Raw genomic sequence first — 19,820 nt, 5'->3', positions numbered from 1 at the left:
TCGCGTGGGGGCGTCATGAGCGCGGCGACCCTGGTCGAGGGCGAGCCTCGGGCGGCGTTCGGGCACGTGCGGATGGAAGGGGTCTCGCGGCGGTTCGGCGGGGCGGTGGCGCTCGACCGGATCGATCTGCGGATCGAGGGCGGCGAGTTCCTGGCGCTCCTCGGCCCGTCCGGATGCGGCAAGTCGACCGCGCTGAACTGCCTGGCCGGCCTGCTGCCCCTCTCGGACGGGGAGATCTGGCTGGACGACGAGCGCATCGACGGGCTCCCACCCGAACGGCGGGACTTCGGCATGGTGTTCCAGAACTACGCGCTCTTCCCGCATCTTCCGGTGCGCAAGAACGTCGCGTTCGGGCTCTCCGTACGGCGGGTCGGCAAGGCCGAGATCGCGCGCAGGGTGGACGAGGCGCTACGGCTGGTCGAACTGAGCGACCACGCGCACAAGCTGCCCGGCCAGCTGTCGGGCGGGCAGCAGCAGCGGGTGGCCATCGCGCGCGCGGTCGTGCTGCGGCCCCGGCTGGTGCTGATGGACGAACCGCTGTCGAACCTGGACGCCAAGCTGCGCGTGCAGATGCGCACCGAGATCAGGCGCATGCACCAGGCCCTCGGCCTGACCACCGTGTACGTGACGCACGACCAGGAGGAGGCGCTCGCCCTCGCCGACCGGGTCGTGGTGCTGCGGGCCGGGCGCATCGAGCAGGCGGGCAGTCCCGAGGAGGTGTACACCTACCCGGCCAGCACCTACATCGCCGGCTTCATGGGCTACCGCAACCTGCTGGAGATGCGGGTCGAGTCCCGTACGGACGGGCGGATCACGCTGGCCGACCGGGGGCTGCGGCTCACCGGGGTACCCCAGGGAGAGGTGCCCGGGGAGACGGCGGTCGCGGCGGTGCGGCCGGAGGACTTCACGGTCGCCGCGGGTCCGGGAGAGAGCGGCTCCGCGGGCTCCGCGGGCGGCAACGTGCTCGGCGTCCGGGTCGAGGTCTCGGAGTTCCACGGCCGCGAGGTCGCGGCCGAGGGCGTCACCGGCGACGGCCAGGTCGTCCACTTCCGGCTGCCCGAGCGGGTCGCGCCGGGGACCCGGGTGAACCTCACCGTCCCGGCGGAGCGGGTGCTGGTCTTCGGAGGGAGGGAGTGATGGCGGCCGAGGCCCCCGCGCGGCCCCGCGCCCGGCCCCCGCGCGGCGGCCGGGGAGGGCTGCGGCACCGCCTCGCCGAGCGCGGCGTCGACCGGGTGCTGCTCCTGCTGCTCCCCGCCGTGCTGATCGTCGGGGTGCTGTTCCTCTACCCGATGATGTACGGGGTCGGGCTGTCGCTGCGGCCGAAGGACGGCGGCGGCCTGCTCGGCAACTACACGGCCTTCTTCGGCGACGCCTACCAGCGCGGCACCATCGGCAACACGCTCCGGCTGGCGGTGCCCGCCGCGCTGATCAACGTGGGCGCCTCGGTGCCGATCGCCTACCGGCTGCGCGGGCGGTTCCGCGGGCGGCGCCTGCTCACCGCGGTGCTGGTCCTGCCGGTGACGCTGGGCACGGTGCTGGTCGCCGACGGGCTGCTGCGCTACCTCGGTCCGCGCGGGTGGCTCAACCGGCTGCTGCTGGACGCGGGCCTGATCGACCAGCCGATCCGGCTGATCTACAACTACTGGGGCGTCCTGCTGTCGCTGATCATCACCGGGTTCCCGTTCGCGTTCCTGCTGGTGCTGGCCTACCTGTCGGGCATCGACCCGACGCTGGAGCGGGCCGCGGCCACGCTGGGCGCGGGGCCCTGGCAGCGGGCGCGGCGGGTGACGCTGCCGCTGCTGGCGCCGGGGCTGGCGACGACGTTCGTGCTGGCCTTCGTGCTGGCGTTCTCGGTGTTCCCGTCCGCGAACCTGGTGGGCGAGCCCGCCGGGGAGACCCGGGTGATGGCGATCGCCGCCTACCAGGCGGCCTTCGAGAAGTACGACTACTCGATGGCCTCCACCATCGCCGTGCTCATGGGCGTGTTCGAGCTGCTGGTCATCTCGTTCACCCTGTTCCTGCGGGGCCGCCTCTACGCCGGTCCCGCGATGGGAGGGAAGGGCTCGTGACCGCCGTCTCCTTCATGGCCTCGCGCCGCCGCGCCCTCGCGGGCTGGGCCGTCTGGGGCTGCGTGGCGTTCTTCCTGCTGAACCTGGCCGCGCTGATCCTGTCGGTGGTCGTGAACTCGTTCGGGACGACCTGGTTCTCCGGGTGGCTGCCCCAGGGCTTCACCACGGCCTGGTACGCCGACGCCTGGAAGGAGTTCGCGCTCGGCGAGGTCCTCCAGGTCACCCTGGGCGTCACGCTGGCGGTGGTGGCACTGTCACTGCTGCTGGGGGTGCCCGCCGCCTACGCGCTGGCGCGGCGCGACTTCCCCGGCAAGCGGCTGGTGCTGCTGCTCCTGCTGCTCCCCGTACTGCTGCCGCCGATCACCTACGGGATCCCGCTGGCCACGGTCCTCTACAAGTTCCACCTGGCCGGCACGATGACCGGCGTGGTCGCGGCCAACCTGGTGCCCGCGCTGCCGTTCGTCGTCCTGGTCATGACGCCGTTCGTGGAGCAGATCGACGCGAACGTGGAGTCGGCGGCGCGGATGTGCGGGGCCCGCACCCGGCAGGTCTTCTCCCGGGTGCTGGTGCCGCTGCTGATGCCCGGCATCCTGGCGGCCGGGATCCTGGTGCTGGTCCGGACGGTGGCGATGTTCGAGCTGACGTTCCTGGTCGCCGACGCCGACAGCCAGACCCTGATCGTGGCGCTCTACAGCGCCGCGTTCACCCCGGGGATCCGGGCCGCCCAGGCCATCGACGCGATGGCCGTCATCTACATGGCGCTGTCGGCGGTGCTGCTGGTCGTCGCGCTGCTGTTCGTCAATCCCACGCAGATCGTCGCGCAGGTCAAGGAGGCGACCGCCGAATGAGCGTCGTACGGTTCGACTTCGGGGGCGAGCGGGTGCTGGTCACCGGCGCGGCCGGGCTGATCGGCCGCGCGCTGGTCACCCGTTTCGCGGAGGCCGGCGCGGAGGTGCTCGCCGTGGACCGCGACCGGGAGGGACTGAAGGTCTTCGCCGGCACCGGCCGGGTCACCACCCTGGACGCCGACCTGGCAGAGGAGGAGGCCGCCGACCGGGTCTTCGCCGAGGTCGACCGGCGCGGCGGGCTGGACGTGCTGGTCAACAACGCCGCCCTCACGCACTACCGGACCCCGTTCATCGACATCGACGCGCCGACCTGGGACACGATCATCGCGGCGAACCTGCGGTCGGCCTACCTGCTCTCGGTACGGGCGGTGCGCCGCTGGCGGGACGCGGGCCGGGGCGGCGCCATCGTCACCATGTCGTCGCCGGGCGGGTCCCGGGCGCACGAGGACCAGAGCGCCTACGACGTCACCAAGTCCGGCCTGGAGGCGCTCAGCCGGGCCATCGCCGTGGAACTGGGCGGACTGGGCATCCGGTCCAACTGCGTCGCCCCCGCCAGCGTGGTCGGGGACGTGCGTCCCGCCACCGACATCCCCTCGGGCCGGACGACCGCGCCCGAGGAGGTCGCCGACGCCGTGCTCTTCCTGGCGTCCCCGGCCGCCGGTCAGCTCAACGGCCATGTCCTGCGCGTGGACGGCGGCCTGCACGCCCGCCTGCGCACCGACCCGTCCCAGGAGCAGCTGCGATGAGCGCGGCGGGCAGGACCGGGCACGAACGGGACCGGGCGCGCGCCGGCGAGGTGCGCGGCGCCGTGATCGCCGACCTGCGCAGCACGCTGCACCGCGTGCCGATGCCGCGGCCGTGGAGCCCGGACATGACCGGCATCCACCTCGTCGTGACCAGGCTGACCACCGGTGACGGCCGTACCGGGACCGGCTTCTCCTGGGCCCCGTGGGTCGGCGGGCCGGCGGTGCACGCGCTGCTGGAGTCCGACGTCCGGGACGCCGCGCTCGGCCTGCCCGCCCATCCGGAGGTCGTCTTCGACCGGCTGTGGTGGCACCTGCACGAGGCCGGGCGGGGCGGGCTGGTGACGATCGCGCTCGCCGCGGTCGACCTGGCCCTGTGGGACCTGCGCGCCGCCGCGGACGGCCTGGTGGACACGCTCGGGCGGCGCCGGGACGCGGTCCCGGTGTACGGCAGCGGCGTCAACCGCCACTACTCGCTCGACGAGCTGGTGGCCCAGGCCGAACGGTGGGCCGCGCTGGGCCGGACCGCCGCGAAGATCAAGGTGGGCCGGGACGACCTGGCCGAGGACGTCGAACGGGTCGCCGCCGTCCGCCGGGTGCTGGGACCGGACGCCCGGCTGATGGTGGACGCCAACCAGCTGTGGGACCTGCCGCGGGCGATCAGGGCGGCCGAGGCGCTGCGCCCGTACGACCCGTACTGGATCGAGGAGCCGCTCCCGGCCGAGGACGTGCCCGCCTACGCCCGGCTGCGGGCGAGCGTGGACGTCCCGATCGCGCTCGGCGAGAACACCTACACCGCCTACCAGTTCCGCGACCTGCTCACGGCGGGCGCGTGCGACATCGTCCAGCCCAACGTGGTGCGCGTCGGCGGGATCACCCCGTTCCTGCGGATCGCCGAGCTGGCCCGCACCTTCGACGTGCCGGCCTACCCGCACCTCCTGCCGGACATCTCGGGGCAGCTGGCCTGCTGCCTGCCGATGCCGGCCATGGTGGAGGACGTGGAGGACGCCTCGTTCGCCGCGCTGGGCCTGCTCACCGAGCCGCATCCGATCCGGATCGAAGGCGGGCTGCTGTACCCCGGCGACCACGGGGGGCACGGCATCCGCTTCGACGCGGACGCGCTCGCGGCCACCGCCGTGGAGCGCCCCGGCTACTCAGGCGGCTGAGTCAAAGCCGCGTCCCCTTTGGCGGCGGGCCGGGTTTCGGGACTCCGGGCGCTGGACGATCATCGCCGTGCCCCCTCGTCCCCTCCGAAGGGACCGACATGCGCGTGCGATCGACGCTCCCGCTCGTGGCGCTCGGCCTCGTGGCCGACGCCCTGTGGCGACGGAGACGGGCGGCCCGGCTGACGCCGCTGCCGCCCTCCGTGGAACCCGCCCGGGACGGCCACCGGTTCGTGACCGCCGCCGGGGTCACGCTGGACGAGGCCACCCGCCGGGCCGCCTCCGCGTACGCGGCGGAACGGAGCCTGCGGGTGCTCGACCTGGTCCCGGCGGGCCTCGACGGCGCCCGCGCGCTGGAGCTGGTCCGCCGGGTGGATCCCGAGACCTACCGCGGCGCCCGGCTCGCGCCGGGCGGCACCGGAGGCCACGCGATGCTGGTGGCGTCCGAGGTCGCGGAACGGGCCGCCGTCACCCGGTTCACGGGCCTCGGCGCGGCCGAGATGGAGGAGCTGGCCGTCCGGCTCAAGCGGTACGCCCCCGTGGGCACCGACCTGGCGGTGGCGCCCGCCGTCGCGCCGGTCCCGTGCACGCCCGCCGACCGCCGGGCGATCCTGCGCGGGCGCTGGCCCAGCGACCTGCCCGTCTACCTGTCCGGGAACCTGATCGGGCTGGGCGTCCTCACCGCCGCCCTGGCACGGGCGCTGGCCCGCGGCCTGCGCGGCGGCCCGGCAGGCGGGCGGGCGCGCGAGGCGCTGCCGGCGCTGGCCGTGCTCGCCGCCGCGTCCGTGCAGCCCTACCTGGTCACCGCCGGGACCGCGTTGCGCCCGCACGACCGTCACCGGTTCGCGCTCACGCGCGGTGTGGGAGCGCTCTACCGCTGGACCCGCGTCGCCCTCGAACGGGAGGCGCCCGACCCGGAACTGCCCCGCCTCCGCGAGCGGTACGCCGCCGAACTGGAGGCCGGGGTGGAGCGCTTCCACGAGCCCCGCCGCGACGACTGCCCCTGGTGCGGCGGCACCGCGCTGAGGCACCGCCTCACCAGCGGCGACCACCAGCACCACCGTCCGGGCGTGTTCACCCTGGACGCCTGCGACTCCTGCGGGCACGTCTTCCAGAACCCCCGCCTCAACCTCGAAGGGCTGGACTTCCACTACCGCGACTTCTACGACGGCCCCGGCGGGCCCGAGGTGGAGCGCGGCTTCCGGCTGGCCGCGCCCCACTACCGCGACCGGGCCAGGATGCTGCGCGGGCACGCCGTCCCGAAGGCGTGGCTCGACGTCGGCGGGGGCCACGGTCACTTCTGCAACGCCGCCCGCGACGTCTGGCCGCGGACCCGCTTCGACGCCCTCGACATGAGCGTCAGCATCACCGAGGCCGAGAACCGGGGCTGGATCGACGGCGGCCACCTGGGGCACTTCCCCGACCACGCCGACAAGCTCGCGGGCGCCTACGACGTGGTCAGCATGCACCACTACCTGGAGCACACCCTCGATCCCCGGGCCGAGCTGGACGCCGCCGCGCGGGTCCTGGCGCCGGGCGGGCACCTGCTCATCGAGGTGCCCGATCCGGAGTGGATCGTCGGCCGGCTCGCGGGCCGCTGGTGGCACGCGTGGTTCCAGCCCCAGCACCTGCACTTCGTCCCCGTCGGCAACCTGGTCGCCGCGCTGGCCGAGCGCGGCTTCCACACGGTCGAGGTGCAGCGGGGCGCCGCCCACCAGCCGGTGGACCTCCTGATGATCGTGATGATGCTGGCGCACCGCGTCGTCCCGGACCCGGCCAAGCCCTGGCGGTCCGGGCGCTGGACGCGGACGCGCGGCGCCGCCCGGACGGCGGTGTACCTGGCCGCGGGCCCGCTGATGTTCGCCGCGGCGGCGCTGGACCAGTCCCTCCACCCCCTGATCAGACGCACCGGCCGTTCCAACACCTACCGGGTGCTGGCGCGCAGGCTGCCCGACGAGGACACGAGGTAGATCATGAGGTCACGTTCCCGCGCCGGGCTGCTGCTCGCGCTGGCGGCGCTCGCCGCCGGCGCGACCGCGGTACCCGCCGGCACCGCGCACGCCGCCCCGTTCAAGGCCGCCGACACCGGCGCGCGCATCGTCGCCGAGACCAGGGTCGGCCCGAACGAGGTCGACATCACCATCGACTCGCCCTCGCTCGGCACATCGGTGAAGACCCGCGTCCTGCTCCCCGAGGACTGGCAGGCCGGGACCGGCGCGACCTGGCCCGTGCTGTACGCCTACCACGGCGGGCGCGACGACTACACCTCCTGGGCCCGCAACACCGACATCGAGGCCTGGGCCGCCGAGTACAACGCGATCGTGGTCATGCCCGAGGCCGCCGACGGCGCGTACACCGACTGGTACAACTACGGGTTCGGCGGCAGGCCCAAGTGGGAGACGTTCCACACCCAGGAGGTCGTCCAGCTGATCGAGCGCAACTACCACGCCTCCGGCGTCCGCGCGGCGATCGGCGACTCCGCGGGCGGCCAGGGCGCCATCACCTACGCCGCCCGGCATCCGGGGATGTTCGCGCACGTGGCCTCGCTCAGCGGGGTGCTGTGGCTGCGCGCGCCCGGCATGCCGTCGCTGATCATGCTGACCAATACCATCAATGGCCAGGATCCCATGGCCATCTACGGTGTCCCGGTCCTGCACGACGCCAACTGGAGGCTGCGCGACCCGCTGGAGCTGGCCGGCGGGCTGCGGGGCACCAAGGTCTTCTTCTCCTCGGGGACCACCGGGCAGCCCGGCCCCGGCGACCCGGACGCGCCCCCGTGGGACATCGGCCTGATCGGGGAACAGGCGGTCGGCCAGACCAACGTGGCCTTCCGCGACCGGCTCGACCGCCTCGGCATCCCCTACACCGCCGACCTCTACGGGGACGGGCGGCACAACTGGCCGGCCTGGATCCGGGTCGCCACCCGGATCTGGCCCGACCTCATGGCCTCCATCGGGGCCCGCCAGATCTGATCCACGACCGGGTGCCGCGGTCCGGGTGCCGCGGTCCGGGTGCCGCGGTCCGGGTGCCGCGGTCCGGGTGCCGCGGTCCGGGTGCCGCGGTCCGGGTGCCGCGGTCCGGGTGCCGCGGTCCGGGTGCCGCGGTCCGGGTGCCGCGGTCCGGGTCAGCGGCGTGCCTTGGCGGTCTTGCGGCGGTTGGCCTTCTTGATGGCGTCCACCAGCTCGTCCTTGGTCATGCTGGACCGGCCTCCGATGTCGAGGCTCTTGGCGACGTCGTAGAGATGCTTCTTGCTGGCCTTGGCGTCGACGCCCTCGGCGGTCCTGGACGGGCTCCGCCGCGACTGCGGGGTGCTCTTGGCCGCCTGCTCGTCGGAGGGGCCCTTCCGGCCTCCGGCCTTGCGCTGCCAGTGATCGCCGACCTTCTCGAACCTGTGCTTGAGCGCGCTGAAGGCCGTCCGGTGCGCGCGTTCGCCCTCGCCGTACTGGTCGACGGCCGAGTCATGCGCCTTGACCCAGGTGTCCTGGGCCTCCTTGGGCGAGCGCCGCAGCGTCGACGGCATGTCCTCACGACCTGGCATGGCTGGATCCTCCCTTCGTTCTCTACGTGCGGGCGTACCCGCCGCCCGGCCCCGCATTCACGGCCCGGCCCGGCCGCCCGGCCCCTACCGGGTCACGCGGCCCGGCCCAGGTCACGTGGTCCGGCCCGGGTCACGCGGACCGGGTCAGCGCGAGCTCCCGGACGAACCAGGCGATGGTGGAGCGCAGGCCGCCCTCGACGGAGACCGCGGGGGCCCAGCCGAGGGCCTCGCGCGCCAGCGTCGTGTCGGGACGGCGCACGCGCGGGTCGTCGACGGGCCGCTCCACGAAGCGGATCGCCGAGCGCGACCCGGTCAGCCGGATGGCCAGCCGGGCCAGGTCGAGCATCGAGATCTCGTACGGGCTGCCGATGTTCATCGGCCCGGCGTGCGCGGACAGGGCCAGCCCGACGATGCCCCGCACCGTGTCGTCCACGTGGCAGATCGAACGGGTCTGCGAGCCGTCGCCGGTCACGGTGACCGGCTCGTTCCGCAGCGCCTGGCGCAGGAAGGTGGGGATCGCCCGGCCGTCGTCCGGCCGCATCCGCGGGCCGTAGGTGTTGAAGATCCGCACGATCCCGGTGTCCAGCCCGCGCGCGTGCCGGAAGGCCGACGTCAGCGCCTCGGCGTACCGCTTGGCCTCGTCGTACACGCTGCGCGGGCCCACCGGGTTGACGTTCCCCCAGTACGACTCGCGCTGCGGGTGCTCCAGCGGGTCCCCGTAGACCTCCGAGGTGGAGGCCAGGACGAACCGGGCGCCCTTGCGCTGGGCCAGTTCCAGCGCGTTGCGGGTGCCCTGGCTGCCGACCTCCAGCGTCTGGATCGGCCAGCGCAGGTAGTCGGCGGGCGAGGCCGCCGAGGCGAGGTGGAACACGTGCCCCACCGGCCCCTGGACCTGGACCGGGCCGGTCAGGTCACGCTTCAGGAACGTGAAGTCGTTCCGGGGCAGCAGGTGGGCGATGGTACGGGTCGACCCCGTCAGCAGGTTGTCCAGGCAGACCACCGAGATACCGCGGGCCAGCAGGGCCTCGCACAGGTGCGAGCCGAGGAAGCCCGCCCCTCCGGTCACGACCGCGCGCGGATGGCTCATCGCGCGTCCCTCCTTCCAGGCGTTCCAGCGCCCGCGCCGCCGCCTCGGCGACGTGCTCGGGGGAGATCTCCAGCAGCCCCGGATCCGGTTCGAGACCGCGCGGGTCGCCGCGCCGGCCGCTCCACAGCACCTGGTGCCGGGGCCGGTCCGGCGGCGGTCCCCACAGCGCGGGCGGGGTCGGGCCGAACAGCACGACCGACGGCGTCCGGTACGCGGTGGCCAGATGCGCGACGCCGGTGTCGCCGCAGATCACCAGCCGGGCCCGCGCGACCAGGGCGGCCAGTTGCAGCGGCCCGGTCCGGCCCGACAGGTCGCCGCCGGGTCCCATCCCCCCGAGCACCGCCACCCGGCGGGCCGCCGCCGCCTCACCGGCGCCGCCGGTGACCACGACCCGGTGCCCCTGGGCCCGCAGCGCCGCCGCCACCGCCCCGTACCGCTCGGCGGGCCAGCACCGGGACGGGTAGCCCGCACCCGGATGGATCACCACGGCCCCCGGCGCCGGGGACGCCACCGGAGGCCGCGGCAGGTCCAGGTCGGCGGGGTCGGCGTCGAAGCCGTGGGCCGCCACGAGCCGGCACCAGCGCGCGACCTCGTGCTCGGCCGGGTCCCACGCCGGGCCGTCCACGCCGGGCACGTCCGGGTGGGCGAAGGCGATCAGCCGCCCGGGCCGCAGCGACCGCAGCAGCCGGTGGCTGCGCGGGCCGCTGCCGTGCAGGTTCACCGCCAGCTCCACCGGCCCGTCCGGAGGGGGCAGCGGGCCCAGGCCGCGGGCGGGGAAGATGTCGTCCGCCGCCCCGCCGAGCAGCGCGATCGGCGCGATCGCGCGCGGCACGGCCAGCGTCAGCCGCCATCCTGGCAGGTCCCGGCGCAGCGCCCGCAGCGCGGGCAGCGCGGTCAGCAGGTCGCCCAGGCCCAGGGCGCGCAGCACCAGCGCCCGGGGCGCCCTCACGGCCACGACGGCTCGCTCGACGGGCAGACCACCAGCTCGCGCACCTCGCAGCCGCGCGGCTGGGCCAGCGCGAACGCCACCGCCGCGGCCACGTCCCCGGGCGCGTTGAGCTGGGCGCCGGGGCCCGGCCGGTACTTCTCGTCACGGCCGTCGAAGAACGCGGTGTCCATGCCGCCCGGCACCAGCATCGTGACGCCGATGTGCCCGGCCAGCTCGGCGGCCAGCGCGCGGGTGAACCCCACGACGCCGAACTTGGAGGCGCAGTAGGCGGTGGCGTCGCTGAGGGCGCGCAGCCCGAGGGTCGAGGCGCAGGTCACGATGCGGCCGTTGGGCGCGTGCTCCAGATAGGGCAGCGCGGCGCGGACGACCGTGGCGGTGCCCAGGAGGTTGACCTGGATGACCCGCTCCCAGTCCTCGGCGGGAACGTCGGCCAGCCGGCCGCAGGAGTCGATCCCGGCCGCGGTGACCACGGCGTCCAGCCCTCCGGCGTCGCGGGCCAGGCAGTGCACGGCGCGTTCGGCGCAGCGGCGGTCGGCCAGGTCGGCCTGCATGTGCGCGACGCCGCCGTCCGCCGACCCGTTCTCGGCCTTCGGTGGATGGCGGTCGATGATCAGCGGCCGGCCGCCGTCCGCGGCGATCCGGCGGGCCACGGCCGCGCCCAGCCCCGAGGCGCCGCCGGTGATGAGCACCTTCATGATCCGATTCCCTTCCTGGTGGACAGCATGCGGGTCGTCGATCGGCCTTCCAGGAACGGCAGCAGGACGATCTCGCCGCCGTTGGCGCGCACCGTGCCGGCCTCGGGCAGCGGCACGCCGGCGTAGTCGGCGCCCTTCACCCAGACGTCGGGCCGCAGCCGCTCCAGAAGCGGTTCGGGGGTGTCCTCGTCGAAGACGAGGGTGGCGTCCACGTCCGACAGCGCGCGCAGCACCCGGACCCGGTCGCCGGCGGGGGTGACCGGCCGGTCCGGGCCCTTGCGGCGCCGGACCGAGGCGTCGGAGTTGACGCAGACGATGAGGCAGTCGCCGAGGCGGCGGGCCTGCTGCAGCAGGGTGACGTGCCCGGCGTGCAGCAGGTCGAAGCACCCGCCGGTGGCCACCACCGTCCCCCCGGCCCGGCGGGTCCGCTCCACCACGTCCCAGGCGTCCGCCTCCTCCCGCGGCGGCCGGACCGCGGGCGAGCCGGTGTCGGCGAGCCGGGCGGCGACCGCCGACGCGGCCCCGGCGTGCACGAACTCCGACGCGCGGCGCACGCCCTCGCCGACGGCCTCGGGCAGGCCGCCGCCGTCGGCCAGGACCTCGAGCGCCCGCGCCGCGAAGCTGTCCCCGGCGCCGCAGGAGTCGGCCGTGCCGTACGAGGCGGCGGGCTCGGCCGGGGCCAGGAACGGCGCGCCGCTCCCGTCGCACAGCAGGGCGCCGCCGGGTCCGAGGGTCACCGCCACCGCCTCCAGCCCCCAGGCGCCGGCCAGGTGCCGGGCCCGGCGGGTGGCCGGCGCCAGCCCGGAGCCGGCGATGTTGGCGCCGCGGGCGGCGGCGAGCCGGGCGGCCTCGTCCTCGTTGGGCGTCATCAGCCGGGTGCCCGGCACCGGGGGCTCGCCGCTCGGATGCGGGTCCCACACCACGGGGACCTGGGCGGCCAGCGACTCCAGCAGCGTCCGGATCGCCGCGTGCCCGGTCACGCCGCGGCCGTAGTCGGAGACCAGCACGGCCCCGGCGCCGGCGAGCGCCTCGGCGACCTTCGGCCCGACCGGGCCGTCCTGGGCGCGGCCCGCGCCGACGTCCAGCCGTGCCACGGCCTGCCCGGCGGCCTGGATGCGCAGCTTGCAGGGGGTGCCGCCGTGCAGGTGGAAGGCCGCCAGTTCCAGGTGGGGCTCCAGCAGCGCGCGCAGCCGCCGGCCGGGCTCGTCGTCGGCGAGCGCGGTGACCAGCACGACCTCGCGGCCCTCGGCGGCGGCCAGCAGTGCCGCCAGGCCCGCGCCGCCGGGGCGGGGCCGCTCGTCGGCCTGGTCGATGACCGGGACCGGCGCGTCCGGGCACAGCCGTGCGGCGGCGCCCACGATGTCGACGTCGAGCAGGACGTCGCCGACCACGACCAGGGGGCCCGCGGGCATCACGTCACCTCCAGCGTCTCGTCGATCACGCCGCAGAGCAGGTGGACGGCGGCCAGGTGGACCTCCTGGACGGTGGCGGTGGCGCCGGCGTCCACGGTGACCGCGTCGTCGCAGGCCGCGGCGAGCGGGTTGGGGCCCGGCCCGGTGATCGCCCAGGCGGTCACACCGAGCCGCCGCGCGGCGCGCGCCGCGGCGAGGACGTTCGGGCTGCGCCCGCTGGTGGACAGGCAGATCAGCACGTCGCCGGGACGGCCGTGCGCCCGTACCTGGCGGGCGAAGGCGTGCACGGCGCCGTAGTCGTTGCCGATCGCGGTGATCGCCGAGGTGTCGCCGTGCAGCGGGATCGCCGCGAACGGGCGCCGCTCGCCTTCGAACCGCCCGACCAGCTCGGCGGTCAGGTGCTGGGCCTCGGCGGCGCTTCCGCCGTTCCCGCAGGCCAGCAGCCGCCCCCCGGAGTCCAGGACGCCGGCCAGGTGGCGGCCCCACGCGGTGAGGACCGGGGTCCAGCGGCGGAACCGCAGGGCCGCTTCGGCGAGCGCCTCCAGCCTGTCCTGCCGCGCCGAGGCGGCGGCGCCCCCGGCGGCGCCCCCGGTGTCGGCCCCGGCGGTGCCTCCGGTGGTGCCCGCGGTGAAGGGGCCCGTCATACGGCCACCTCGTTGCGCGCGCTGGCCCGCTCGTAGACGGCGAGGGTCTCGCGCGCGATCCTTGTCCAGGAGTACCGGGCCCGCGCCCGGTCGGAACCGGCGAACCCCATCGCGGTACGGCGGGTCGGGTCGGCCAGCAGCCCCCGGATCCGCCGGGCCGTCTCGCCCGGCCGGCGCGGCGGCACGTGCACGCCGGTGACGCCGTCGACGATGCTGTCGAGGTGCCCGCCGACGCCGGTGGCCACCACCGGCACGCCGCAGGCCATCGCCTCCAGCGGCACCATGCCGAACGGCTCGTACCAGGGGAGCGTCACCACGACCTGGGCCGAGCGCAGCAGCGCGGGCACCTCGTCCCGGCCGATGCGGCCCAGGAAGGTGACACGGCCCGCGACGCCGGCGGCGCGCGCCACCGCCCGCAGCCGGGCCACCTCCGGGTCGGCGTCCAGGTCCCCGGGCGGCGGCCCGCCCGCGACCAGCAGCTCGGCGCCGGGGATCTGGGTGAGCGCCTCGATGGCGGTGTCCACGCCCTTGCGCTCGACCAGCCGGGACAGCACCACCAGCCGGTGCCCGTAGCCGTCCAGGCCGGGCGGGCCGTCCGGATCGCCGAGCACCGGGGGACGCAGCGGAGCGTCGGGCCGGAACCGTTCGAGGTCCACCCCGCAGGGCACGACCGCGATCCGCTCGCGGGGCACCCCCATCCGCAGCAGTTCCCTGCTCTCGTCGGAGCAGGTGGCGATGACGGTGTCGGCGGTGCGGCCGATCGCCGCCTCCAGCCGGATCCGCTCGTCCGGGCTGGTGTCCCTGCCGCCCTGGTGGCGCCGTTTCACGGTGCCCAGCGCGTGGAAGGTCTGCACGACCGGGACGGCGGGCGCGGCGGCGCCGGGACCGGAGCCGCCGGGACCGGAGCCGCCGGGCTCGCGCAGCGCCTCGGCGGCCTGCAGGGCGGCCAGGCCGCTCATCCAGAAGTGGGCGTGCACGACGTGCGGCGGCGCCGGCGCCCAGCGGCGCCGCAGGTGGGCGCCGAACTCGGCCATGAGGGGGAGCAGGTCGTCCTTCGGCACGGGTTCGGGCGGCCCGGCGGGTACGTGCTCCACCGTCACCCCGGGCGCGAGGCGGACGCGGTGGGGGAGGCCGGCCGAGTCCCGCCTGGTGTAGACGGTGACGTCATGGCCCTGGCGGCCCATCTCGGCGGCGAGATCGGCGACGAACACGTTCTGGCCGCCGCCGTCGGCGCCGCCCAGGCCCGCGCGCGTCGCGAGCGGGCTCGCGTGCTCGGAGACCATGGCTATCTTCATCGGGTCACCTCCGTGAGCATGTGCCGCCAGTCCCGCAGGAAGCGGGGCAGCCCGTACCGGTCCACCGCGAACGCTCGCGCCTCCTTGCCCATCCGGCGGGCGCGCGGGCCGTCGGCGGCGAGCGCCCGCGCCGCCTCGGCGAGGGCGCCGACGCGCGTGGAGAGCACGCCGGCCTCCGGCGGGACGGCCTCGACCGCCTCGGTGGTGGCCAGCGCCACCACCGGCAGGCCGAGCATCATGGCCTCGATCAGCGCGAGGCCGAGCGAGGTCCAGCGGTAGGGGTGCAGGTAGACGCGGCGGCGGGCGATCTCGGCGTGCATCCGGGCCTGCGGCAGGTCCTCGTAGGTCCACAGCGACTCGGGGGAGATGCCCAGGCGGCGGGGGACGTCCCGCACGTTCATCCCGAACAGGTCCAGCGGGACGGCCGCGGCCAGGCCCGGCAGCAGGTCCGTGCCCGCGACCCGCCCGCGCCGCAGCGGATCGTTGATGACGACGGCGGCCCGCGGCCAGTCGCCCCGGAACCGGTACCCCGGATCGACCACGCCGTGCTCGATCACCGTGGTGGGCGCCCGGCCGCAGTTCCAGAAGAGCCGGTTGAAATGGGTGACGTGCACGACCGGGATGTCGGACCGGTCGTGCAGGAAGTGGCGGCTGTCGGGGACGACCTCCTCGGGCGGGCCCGCGTCGGCGGGCGTGCGGCGCGGGGTGTCGTGCTCGACGTACACGGCCGGCAGGTCGCGGCCGGGGCGGCGGCCGAGCCACCGTTCGCACAGTTCGAGTTCGTGCGGGCGTTGCAGGACGACCACGTCCACGTGCTCCTCGCGCAGCCGGTCGTGGGGGACCTCGACCGCCCGGTCCGGCCAGACGAACGTCTCCGGCCGCCCCCGCCCGTCCGGGCCGCGGTCCGGCACGGCGGGGACCAGCGTGGTGTACGGGCCGTGGACGAACGAGGTGGCCCAGGAGCCGTGCACGTGCCAGAGCAGGACCCTCATCCGGAGATCACCTCCTGGACGGCGTCCACGACGCGCCGGGCGGAGACCGAGGACAGGCAGGGATGCCCCGGGACGGGGCACTCGCGGGCGCGGGTGTCCCTGCACGGGGCGTCCTGGTCGCCCAGCAGCACCGTGCGCACCCCGTACGGCGCCCAGCGGGCCGCCGGGACGGTCGGCGCGAACAGCGACACCACCGGCGTCCCCACCGCCGCGGCCAGGTGGGCGGGCCCGGTGTTCCCGGCGACCACGGCCCGCGCCTCGGCCAGGACGGCGGCCAGCTCGGCGAGCGAGGTCCGCCCGCCCAGGTCGAGCCCGGTGCCGCCGGCGACGAACGCGGTCAGTTCCTTCTCGTCGCGGTGCCCGGTGACCACGACGCGGTGCCCGGCGGCGGCCAGCAGCCGTACCGCCTCGGCGCAGCGTTCCGGCGGCCAGGCCCGCGCGGGGACGGACGTGCCAGGGTGCACGACGACGTGCCCGGGGCCGCCGGTGAACGGCCAGGACTCGGGGAGCGGCCCGCGGATCCGCAGCCGGGTGTCGGCCGGGGCGGGGAATCCCGCGCCGGCGGCGAGCGCGAGCATGCGCCGCGGCTCGGGGACGTCGGTGTCGGGGCGGTGCCGCAGGTCCAGCAGCGAGCCGGGATAGTCCTCGCTGATCCCGCCGATCCACGGGACCCCGGCCAGCCGCAGCTGGAGCGCCAGGGGCAGCGGCGACTGGTGGAACGAGGTGAAGATCAGCGCCCGGTCGAACCGGCCCGCGCGGACCGTCCGCACCAGGTCGTCCAGCGCGGCGGCGTCCACCGGGCCGGGCTCGGGGTCGATCCAGGGCGCGCACCACTCGACCACGCGGTCCACCCCCGGCAGCAGGTCGGCGGCGGCACGGCCGCGCGGCCCGCACAGCAGGACGACCTCGGCCGCCCGGGCGGCCACCGCGCGGATCGCCGGCCCGGCCAGCAGGACGTCCCCGAGATTGTCCAGGCGCGCGACCAGCACTCTCACCGTGCCGACCTCCCGCGTGCCGACCTCCCGCGCGCCGATCTCCTGCGCGCCGATCTCCCGCGCGCCGGCCTCCCGCGCGCCGGTTCCGGCCCCGCCGGGGCGCCACTCCCGGGCTCCCCGCCGAGGACCAGGTCGACGGCGGCGCCGAGATCGGGTGCCACCTCCCGGGCACGGGCGATCTCCTCCAGCCGGGTCCGGGCGGTGGGGACGAGGATGCCGCGGGCCCCCGCCGCCGCGGCCGCCTCGACGTCCCGGCCGATGTCGCCGATCACGACGCAGTCGGACGGGAGCACCTCCAGCCGCCGGGCGGCCCGTTCCACCAGCCCCGGCCGCGGCTTGCGGCACGCGCAGCCGTCGGGGGCGTCGTGCGGGCAGATCTCCCACACGTCGATGCGGCCCAGCAGTTCCTCCACCCGCGCGTTGACGCGCAGCACGTCGCTTGCGGTGATGTACCCCTTGCCCACGCCCGACTGGTTGGAGACCACGCCGATGCGCAGGCCGTGCCGGCGCAGCCGCGCCAGCGCGCCCACGGCGCCCGGCATCGGCTCCACGGACGCCGGGTCCCCGTTGTAGGGCACGTCGCGGATCAGCGTGTCGTCACGGTCGAACAGCACCACGCGCCGGCGCGGCCACGGCCCCGCCCGGCCGTGCGCGGCCAGCCCCCGCGCCCGGTGCCAGACGGCGGCCGGCGGGATCACCGCGCTGGTCGCCAGCATCCGGGCGACCTCCCCGGGCGAGAGCGGTCCCGGCCGGATGCGGGCGGCGGCGAACTCGGCGGTCAGGCCGGCCCACACCGCGCCCGCCGCCAGGGCCGTCCTGGCCGCGGGCGCGCCGGCCCCGCGGACGCGTGCCCCGGCGGCGCTGAGGGCGAGCAGTCCCGCTCCCGCGGTCAGCAGGTGGAGGCGGAGACGTCCGGGTCCCTCGCCGGCCCGCGTGCGCCAGCCGCGGCCGTGCACCCGCCGCATGAGGACGTCGTCGGCGTTTCCCGCCTGGGCGCGTACCGAGGCCCAGAAGCCCGCCGGCCGCACCGGGTGGGTCACCTGCCTCCGGCCGCGTACCAGGCGGTGCCCGGCGTCCATGACCCGGAGGGCGAGATCGGCGTCCTCCCGGTAGGCGCGGCGGTAGCGCTCGTCGAAGCCGCCGTGTCCGGCGAGCACGTCGCGGCGGTAGGCCATGTCGGCGGTGATCCAGGAGGCGGTCTCCAGCCCGGCGGTGTTGCGTTCCCAGTCGGTCGGGCGCCGGTGCCGGGGGAGCGGCACCCGCACCCGGCCCTGGCAGCCCGCGACGTCGGGCGGTGCCGCCGCGAGGTCGGCGGCGAGGCCGGCGGCCCATCCCGGCGGCGGGACGACGTCGTCGTCGAGGAACGCCACCCACGCGGTCGCGGCGGCGCGCCAGCCGGCGTTCCGGGCGGCGGCGGGCCCGCGCCCGCCCGAGCGCAGGACCCGTACCCGCTCGTCGACGGCCGGTGGCAGCGGCAGCGGGGCCCCCGGCAGCGGCCGGTCGTCCACGACGATGATCGCGGCGGGCTCGGACGCGGGCTCGGACGCGGGCTCGGACGCGGGCTCGGACGCGGGCTCGGCCGGGGCCCCTGACGGGTCCAGGAGTGCTTCGAGCAGGGTCCGCAGGCTCGGCCGTCCCACCGTCGGCACGACGATCGTGTACGCGGTGTCGCCCGCCCGCGCACGCGGGTCCGGCCCGCTCATCCTCCGCACCCTCCTCCCGCGAACATCTCCGATCGCCGCACCACGTACGGGCCGATGGCCAGGAGGTCCACGGGGGCGGAGCCGAAGCACTCCAGGGCGTCGCGCGGATCGTCGACCATCGGCCGCCCGGCGGTGTTGAGGCTGGTGTTGACGATCACGGGGAGCCCGGTGCGGGCCTCGAAGGCGTCCAGCAGCCGGGACACCATGGGCTCGTCGCCGGGCGCGACGGTCTGGATCCGCGCGGTCCCGTCCACGTGCACCACCGCCGGCACGCGGTCCCGCCATTCCGGCCGCACGCGGTGGACGAACAGCATGTACGGGCTCGGCAGCGGTCCCTCGAAGATCTCCGCGGCGTGCCGGAGCGCGACCATCGGCGCGATCGGCCGGAACTGCTCGCGGCCCTTGACCGCGTTCAGCCGCTCCACGTTCGCGGCGTCGCCGGGGTGGGCGAGCAGGGAACGGTGGCCGAGGGCCCGCGGGCCGAACTCGCTCCGCCCCTGGAACCAGGCGACGATCCGGTCGCGGGCCAGGGCGTCGGCCACCGCCCCGGCCAGGTCGGACGGCCGTTCGTAGGGCACCCGGGCGGCGTCGAGACGGTCGGCGATCTCCCCGTCGGTCCAGTGCCTGCCCAGGGCGGCACCGGGCATCGGCGCGATCGGCTCCCCGGCCTCCCAGGCCAGGTGCAGCGCCGCGCCGAGCGCGGTGCCCGCGTCGCCCGCCGCCGGCTGGACCCAGATCTCCTCGTACGGGCCCGCCTCGGCCAGCCGGGAGTTGGCCACGCAGTTGAGCGCCACGCCCCCGGCCAGGGTGAGCCGCCGCGAGCCGCCGCGCCCGTGCGTCCAGCGCGCCAGCTCCAGCAGCACCTCCTCCAGCCGCACCTGCACGCTCGCCGCGAGGTCGGCGTGGTCGGCGGTCCAGCGGCCGTCGTCGGAGCGCGACTTGACCAGCGCCCCCCAGTCCACCGGCGCGACCGCGAACCCGCCGTCGCCGGTCGTCCGGACGTGCTCGCGCACCTCGGCCAGGAAGCGCGGCTCCCCGTAGGAGGCCAGCGCCATGACCTTGTACTCGTCGCTGGAGCGCAGGAAGCCCAGATGCTCGGTCAGCTCCTCGTACATCAGGCCGAGCGAGTGGGGCAGCCGCTGGGCGGCGAACGTGGTGAAGGCGCCGCCCTCGTAGGTCCCGGCCAGGTGCGAGTGCGCCTCCCCGCGCCCGTCCAGCACCAGCACGTCGCCGTGGCCGGGGGCGGGGGCGGCGAGCGCGGCGGACGCGGCGTGCGCCAGGTGGTGCGGGACGTGGTGGACGATGCCGGGGTCGAGACCGGGCAGCGCGGTCGCGAGGAAGTACGGCGCCCGCCGCGCGTACCGGGTGCGCAGCTCCTCCCAGTCCCCGTCGTGGCCGTCCATCCCGGGCTCGGTGAGCCGCGGGTCGTAGGAGTAGGCGACGGCGTCCAGGTCGCCGGGCTCCAGCCCGGCCTCCTCCAGGCACCATCGCGCGGCCCGCTCGGGCAGCTCCCACGCGGAGAACGGGACCGGGCGCTTGCCGTGCTTGCGGCGGCTGAAGCGTTCCTCCTCGGCGGCGGCGACGACCCGGCCGTCCACCACCAGGGCGGCGGCGGGGTCATGGAAGATCGCGTTGATTCCGAGAACGCGCATTCGGGTGGCTCCGATCCGGCATGTCGGCGCTGCGG

Annotated in this window: 18 protein-coding genes; 7 read left to right on the top strand and 11 right to left on the bottom strand. The window is 76.0% G+C overall.

The window, feature by feature from the left end; genetic code table 11:
- The first annotated feature begins 15 nt into the window (after positions 1–15).
- The 7 genes from IW256_RS23555 (at position 16) to IW256_RS23525 (ending at position 7,795) form a co-directional block, all read left to right on the top strand.
- Positions 16–1,137, top strand: a complete 1,122-nt coding sequence (locus IW256_RS23555) for an ABC transporter ATP-binding protein (protein ID WP_197013046.1) — start codon at positions 16–18, stop codon at positions 1,135–1,137.
- Positions 1,137–2,069 (top strand): ABC transporter permease, encoded by a 933-nt coding sequence (locus IW256_RS23550; protein ID WP_197013045.1) that lies wholly within the window; start codon positions 1,137–1,139, stop codon positions 2,067–2,069. Before IW256_RS23555 ends, IW256_RS23550 begins: the two co-directional genes overlap by 1 nt.
- On the top strand, positions 2,066–2,917 hold the full coding sequence (locus tag IW256_RS23545; RefSeq protein WP_197013044.1) for an ABC transporter permease: 852 nt from the start codon (positions 2,066–2,068) through the stop codon (positions 2,915–2,917). Before IW256_RS23550 ends, IW256_RS23545 begins: the two co-directional genes overlap by 4 nt.
- The gene (locus IW256_RS23540) at positions 2,914–3,663 is read left to right on the top strand and encodes an SDR family NAD(P)-dependent oxidoreductase (protein WP_197013043.1); all 750 of its coding nucleotides are present in this window, start codon (positions 2,914–2,916) and stop codon (positions 3,661–3,663) included. Before IW256_RS23545 ends, IW256_RS23540 begins: the two co-directional genes overlap by 4 nt.
- 101 nt (positions 3,664–3,764) lie before the next feature.
- On the top strand, positions 3,765–4,826 hold the full coding sequence (locus IW256_RS23535; RefSeq protein ID WP_420535455.1) for a mandelate racemase/muconate lactonizing enzyme family protein: 1,062 nt from the start codon (positions 3,765–3,767) through the stop codon (positions 4,824–4,826).
- Between the two features lie 98 nt (positions 4,827–4,924).
- Complete coding sequence (locus tag IW256_RS23530) at positions 4,925–6,793, top strand: class I SAM-dependent methyltransferase (RefSeq protein ID WP_197013042.1); 1,869 nt, start codon at positions 4,925–4,927, stop codon at positions 6,791–6,793.
- Positions 6,794–6,796: 3 nt separating this feature from the next.
- Entirely contained in the window at positions 6,797–7,795 is a 999-nt protein-coding gene (locus IW256_RS23525) for an alpha/beta hydrolase (RefSeq protein ID WP_197013041.1), read from the top strand.
- Positions 7,796–7,947: 152 nt separating this feature from the next.
- Here IW256_RS23525 and IW256_RS23520 read toward each other — a convergent pair whose 3' ends face one another.
- The 11 genes from IW256_RS23520 to IW256_RS23470 all read right to left on the bottom strand — a co-directional run bounded on the left by IW256_RS23520 (position 7,948) and on the right by IW256_RS23470 (position 19,785).
- A complete protein-coding gene (locus tag IW256_RS23520; protein WP_197013040.1) occupies positions 7,948–8,361 on the bottom strand; it encodes a ChaB family protein in 414 nt (137 codons plus the stop codon).
- Between the two features lie 130 nt (positions 8,362–8,491).
- Positions 8,492–9,379, bottom strand: coding sequence for an NAD-dependent epimerase/dehydratase family protein (locus IW256_RS23515; protein ID WP_231405111.1), 888 nt, complete (start codon positions 9,377–9,379; stop codon positions 8,492–8,494).
- Complete coding sequence (locus tag IW256_RS42810) at positions 9,273–10,403, bottom strand: glycosyltransferase family 9 protein (protein WP_307829016.1); 1,131 nt, start codon at positions 10,401–10,403, stop codon at positions 9,273–9,275. Before IW256_RS42810 ends, IW256_RS23515 begins: the two co-directional genes overlap by 107 nt.
- Positions 10,394–11,092, bottom strand: coding sequence for an SDR family NAD(P)-dependent oxidoreductase (locus IW256_RS23505; protein ID WP_197013038.1), 699 nt, complete (start codon positions 11,090–11,092; stop codon positions 10,394–10,396). The genes IW256_RS42810 and IW256_RS23505 overlap by 10 nt, the downstream gene beginning before the upstream one ends.
- Entirely contained in the window at positions 11,089–12,504 is a 1,416-nt protein-coding gene (locus tag IW256_RS23500; protein ID WP_197013037.1) for a PfkB family carbohydrate kinase, read from the bottom strand. Before IW256_RS23500 ends, IW256_RS23505 begins: the two co-directional genes overlap by 4 nt.
- Positions 12,504–13,148 (bottom strand): D-sedoheptulose-7-phosphate isomerase, encoded by a 645-nt coding sequence (locus IW256_RS23495; RefSeq protein ID WP_197013036.1) that lies wholly within the window; start codon positions 13,146–13,148, stop codon positions 12,504–12,506. The genes IW256_RS23500 and IW256_RS23495 overlap by 1 nt, the downstream gene beginning before the upstream one ends.
- Positions 13,145–14,443 carry a glycosyltransferase gene (locus IW256_RS23490; protein WP_197013035.1) on the bottom strand — a complete coding sequence of 433 codons (1,299 nt, stop codon included), beginning with the start codon at positions 14,441–14,443 and terminating at the stop codon, positions 13,145–13,147. The genes IW256_RS23495 and IW256_RS23490 overlap by 4 nt, the downstream gene beginning before the upstream one ends.
- A complete protein-coding gene (locus IW256_RS23485) occupies positions 14,440–15,435 on the bottom strand; it encodes a glycosyltransferase (protein WP_197013034.1) in 996 nt (331 codons plus the stop codon). The genes IW256_RS23490 and IW256_RS23485 overlap by 4 nt, the downstream gene beginning before the upstream one ends.
- Positions 15,432–16,430, bottom strand: coding sequence for a glycosyltransferase family 9 protein (locus tag IW256_RS23480; protein WP_307829015.1), 999 nt, complete (start codon positions 16,428–16,430; stop codon positions 15,432–15,434). The genes IW256_RS23485 and IW256_RS23480 overlap by 4 nt, the downstream gene beginning before the upstream one ends.
- On the bottom strand, positions 16,427–18,133 hold the full coding sequence (locus IW256_RS23475) for an HAD-IIIA family hydrolase (RefSeq protein WP_197013033.1): 1,707 nt from the start codon (positions 18,131–18,133) through the stop codon (positions 16,427–16,429). The genes IW256_RS23480 and IW256_RS23475 overlap by 4 nt, the downstream gene beginning before the upstream one ends.
- A complete protein-coding gene (locus tag IW256_RS23470; protein WP_197013032.1) occupies positions 18,130–19,785 on the bottom strand; it encodes a carbamoyltransferase family protein in 1,656 nt (551 codons plus the stop codon). The genes IW256_RS23475 and IW256_RS23470 overlap by 4 nt, the downstream gene beginning before the upstream one ends.
- Positions 19,786–19,820 lie beyond the last annotated feature (35 nt).

Origin of the sequence: Actinomadura viridis (assembly GCF_015751755.1) — a bacterium.
Lineage (GTDB): Bacteria > Actinomycetota > Actinomycetes > Streptosporangiales > Streptosporangiaceae > Spirillospora > Spirillospora viridis.
This window is presented reverse-complemented; position numbering and strand designations above follow the sequence as displayed.

What these genes read in the sequence shown, in the direction of transcription:
- IW256_RS23555 (WP_197013046.1), top strand. Translation starts at nt 16, where the DNA reads ATGAGCGCGGCGACCCTGGTCGAGGGCGAGCCTCGGGCGGCGTTCGGG.
- IW256_RS23550 (WP_197013045.1), top strand. Translation starts at nt 1,137, where the DNA reads ATGGCGGCCGAGGCCCCCGCGCGGCCCCGCGCCCGGCCCCCGCGCGGC.
- IW256_RS23540 (WP_197013043.1), top strand. Translation starts at nt 2,914, where the DNA reads ATGAGCGTCGTACGGTTCGACTTCGGGGGCGAGCGGGTGCTGGTCACC.
- IW256_RS23535 (WP_420535455.1), top strand. Translation starts at nt 3,765, where the DNA reads ATGCCGCGGCCGTGGAGCCCGGACATGACCGGCATCCACCTCGTCGTG.
- IW256_RS23530 (WP_197013042.1), top strand. Translation starts at nt 4,925, where the DNA reads ATGCGCGTGCGATCGACGCTCCCGCTCGTGGCGCTCGGCCTCGTGGCC.
- IW256_RS23525 (WP_197013041.1), top strand. Translation starts at nt 6,797, where the DNA reads ATGAGGTCACGTTCCCGCGCCGGGCTGCTGCTCGCGCTGGCGGCGCTC.
- IW256_RS23520 (WP_197013040.1), bottom strand. Translation starts at nt 8,361, where the DNA reads ATGCCAGGTCGTGAGGACATGCCGTCGACGCTGCGGCGCTCGCCCAAG.
- IW256_RS23505 (WP_197013038.1), bottom strand. Translation starts at nt 11,092, where the DNA reads ATGAAGGTGCTCATCACCGGCGGCGCCTCGGGGCTGGGCGCGGCCGTG.
- IW256_RS23500 (WP_197013037.1), bottom strand. Translation starts at nt 12,504, where the DNA reads ATGCCCGCGGGCCCCCTGGTCGTGGTCGGCGACGTCCTGCTCGACGTC.
- IW256_RS23495 (WP_197013036.1), bottom strand. Translation starts at nt 13,148, where the DNA reads ATGACGGGCCCCTTCACCGCGGGCACCACCGGAGGCACCGCCGGGGCC.
- IW256_RS23490 (WP_197013035.1), bottom strand. Translation starts at nt 14,443, where the DNA reads ATGAAGATAGCCATGGTCTCCGAGCACGCGAGCCCGCTCGCGACGCGC.
- IW256_RS23485 (WP_197013034.1), bottom strand. Translation starts at nt 15,435, where the DNA reads ATGAGGGTCCTGCTCTGGCACGTGCACGGCTCCTGGGCCACCTCGTTC.
- IW256_RS23475 (WP_197013033.1), bottom strand. Translation starts at nt 18,133, where the DNA reads ATGAGCGGGCCGGACCCGCGTGCGCGGGCGGGCGACACCGCGTACACG.
- IW256_RS23470 (WP_197013032.1), bottom strand. Translation starts at nt 19,785, where the DNA reads ATGCGCGTTCTCGGAATCAACGCGATCTTCCATGACCCCGCCGCCGCC.